The organism is Micromonospora maritima (assembly GCF_902825405.1).
In the GTDB taxonomy this organism is placed as follows: domain Bacteria; phylum Actinomycetota; class Actinomycetes; order Mycobacteriales; family Micromonosporaceae; genus Micromonospora; species Micromonospora maritima.
This window is the reverse complement of the sequence record NZ_CADEAU010000699.1, coordinates 1-2314: the sequence shown is the minus strand read 5'-3', so window position 1 is coordinate 2314 and position 2314 is coordinate 1. Positions and strand designations below refer to the sequence as shown.

Sequence of the window (2314 nt, the reverse complement as noted above, 5' to 3'; positions counted from 1 at the left end):
GTCGCTCTGGATCGCGGCGATCGGGTCGATGTACTCGGACCTGTAGCGGGGCACCCCGTCCGGGCCCAGCTCGCCGCGTTCCTGCTTGGCCGTACGCAGGTCGTCGATCCAGCCGAACTCCTCGCCGGCGACGGCCGGATCCGGTTCCGCCTCGGCCCGGCCACGCCCCCACCGGCGGCCCTTGCCCCGCGGATCGCGCCGCTCGTCGGGGCCGTCCGCCGGTCGCTCCGGACCACGCGCCATCACTACTGACCCCCCTCGGTGACGTCGTTGCCACCTTCGCTCGCCCCGCTGACCTGCTCGGCGCCGCCCGCCGGACCCCCGGTCGCGGCGCCCGCACCCGCCCGGGCCGCGGGTGCCGGCAGCCCCCGGACGATCCGGCGCAGCACCGGCAGCCGGGTGGCGACGGCCCGCTCCGCACCGTGCCCGCTGGGTCGGTAGTAGTCCGTCCCGACGAGATCGTCCGGAGCGTACTGCTGGGTGACCACCCCCCGGTGGTCGTCGTGCGGGTAGCGGTAGCCGGCGCCGTGCCCGAGGCCGCGCGCGCCGGAGTAGTGGGCGTCGCGCAACCCGCGCGGCACCGCCCCGCCCCGGCCGGCGCGTACGTCGGCGACGGCGGCGCCGATGGCGGTGGTGGCGGAGTTCGACTTGGGCGCGGTGGCCAGGTGGATCACGGCCTGGGCGAGGTTGAGCTGCGCCTCGGGCAGGCCGACGTACTCCACGGCGTGGGCGGCGGCGGTGGCCACGGTCAGCGCGGTGGGATCGGCCATGCCGACGTCCTCACTGGCGAAGATCACCATGCGTCGGGCGATGAACCGGGCGTCCTCGCCGGCGACGATCATCCGGGCCAGCCAGTGCAGCGCCGCGTCCACGTCCGAACCGCGCATGCTCTTGATGAACGCGCTCGTCACGTCGTAGTGCGCGTCGCCGTCGCGGTCGTAGCGCACGGCCGCCACGTCGACCGCCTGCTCGGCCACGGCCAGGTCGATGCGCCCCGCGCCGAGCGCGGTCGCGGTGGCGGCCGCCGCCTCCAGCGCGGTGAGCGCCTTGCGGACGTCGCCGCCGGCGAGCCGGACCAGGTGGTCCTCCGCCTCCTCGGCCAGGGTCAACGTGCCGCCGAGGCCACGCTCGTCGGTCACCGCGCGGCGCAGCAGGCCCCGCACGGCGTCGTCGTCGAGCGCCTGGAGGGTGAGCAGCACGCAGCGGGAGAGCAGGGGTGAGATGACCGAGAAGTAGGGATTCTCGGTGGTCGCCGCCAGCAGCGTGACCGTGCGGTCCTCGACGGCGGCGAGCAGCGAGTCCTGCTGGGTCTTGCTGAACCGGTGCACCTCGTCGATGAAGAGCACGGTGGGCGGGCCACCGGAACGGCGCTGCCGCCGGGCGGTCTCGATCACGGCGCGGACGTCCTTCACACCGGCGGTCAGCGCGGACATCGCCACGAAGCGCCGGTCGGTGGCCCGGGCCACGAGGTGGGCGATGGTGGTCTTCCCACTGCCCGGCGGGCCCCAGAGGATGACCGACATCGGTGTCGCGCCCTCGACCAGCTGACGCAGCGGCGCGCCGGGGGCGAGCAGGTGGTCCTGCCCGACCAGTTCGTCGATGCCGGCCGGCCGCATCCGGACCGGCAGCGGGGAGTCGGCCCGGGCGGCGGTGAACCCGTCGACGCCGCCGGAGCCCGCGGGTGCGCCGGGCGCTCCGGCGGGTTCGCCGAGGGTGAAGAGGGCGTCGGATTCCATCACGAGAACAGTACCGGGCCGGACCGACGGCGCCGGAATCGCGCCGCCGACCCGACCCGGGTGGTCGTTTCCGGTCAGCCGCGGCCCGGACGACGACCGCGGTACCAGCGGCCGCCACCGCCACCGCGCGGGCCCGAGCCGACGCCGGCCAGGTAGAGCGAGAGCAGCAGGAAGCCGATCAGGCTGAGGGTCCAGTTGTTGAACAGGTCCGGCGCGCCGAAGTTGGTGTTCAGGAAGTCCAGCAGCAGCGCGAAGCCGAACACGATGGCCGCGAGAATGGCGAGCATGTCGTTCCTCCGGTGGGGGTTCCCAGTAGGTCGGCGAGGGATGTACCCGATCGGTCTGTTCGTCAATCTCCACCGTGGAACGGCTCGCCCGGCGCGGGTGTCTAGGCTGACGACATGATCACTGCCGACCAGGTGCTGACCGGGCGGGAGACCCTGCTCGCCGCCACCGGCCACCATCCGTACGCCCGGCACGCGCTCTGGCGCGACGAGGACGCGCGGGGTTGGCGACGCGACGGCGCGGTGGGCTGGCTGCTCCCCCCGGGGCAGGGACCGGCGGGCGGCGCGCTCGGC

At 74.6% G+C, this 2314-nt stretch carries 3 protein-coding genes; all 3 read right to left on the bottom strand.

Annotated elements, in window-relative coordinates; genetic code table 11:
• On the bottom strand, nucleotides 1–243 hold a 243-nt coding region (locus HUW36_RS34705), incomplete at its 3' end, for a hypothetical protein (protein WP_174531360.1).
• A 2-nt stretch (nucleotides 244–245) separates the two neighbouring features.
• Nucleotides 246–1736 (bottom strand): replication-associated recombination protein A, encoded by a 1491-nt coding sequence (locus HUW36_RS31220; protein ID WP_174531361.1) that lies wholly within the window; start codon nucleotides 1734–1736, stop codon nucleotides 246–248.
• Nucleotides 1737–1810: 74 nt separating this feature from the next.
• Nucleotides 1811–2023 carry a hypothetical protein gene (locus tag HUW36_RS31215; protein WP_091578088.1) on the bottom strand — a complete coding sequence of 71 codons (213 nt, stop codon included), beginning with the start codon at nucleotides 2021–2023 and terminating at the stop codon, nucleotides 1811–1813.
• Between the last annotated feature and the right edge of the window lie 291 nt (nucleotides 2024–2314).

What these genes read in the sequence shown, in the direction of transcription:
- HUW36_RS31215 (WP_091578088.1), bottom strand. Translation starts at nt 2,023, where the DNA reads ATGCTCGCCATTCTCGCGGCCATCGTGTTCGGCTTCGCGCTGCTGCTG.
- HUW36_RS31220 (WP_174531361.1), bottom strand. Translation starts at nt 1,736, where the DNA reads ATGGAATCCGACGCCCTCTTCACCCTCGGCGAACCCGCCGGAGCGCCC.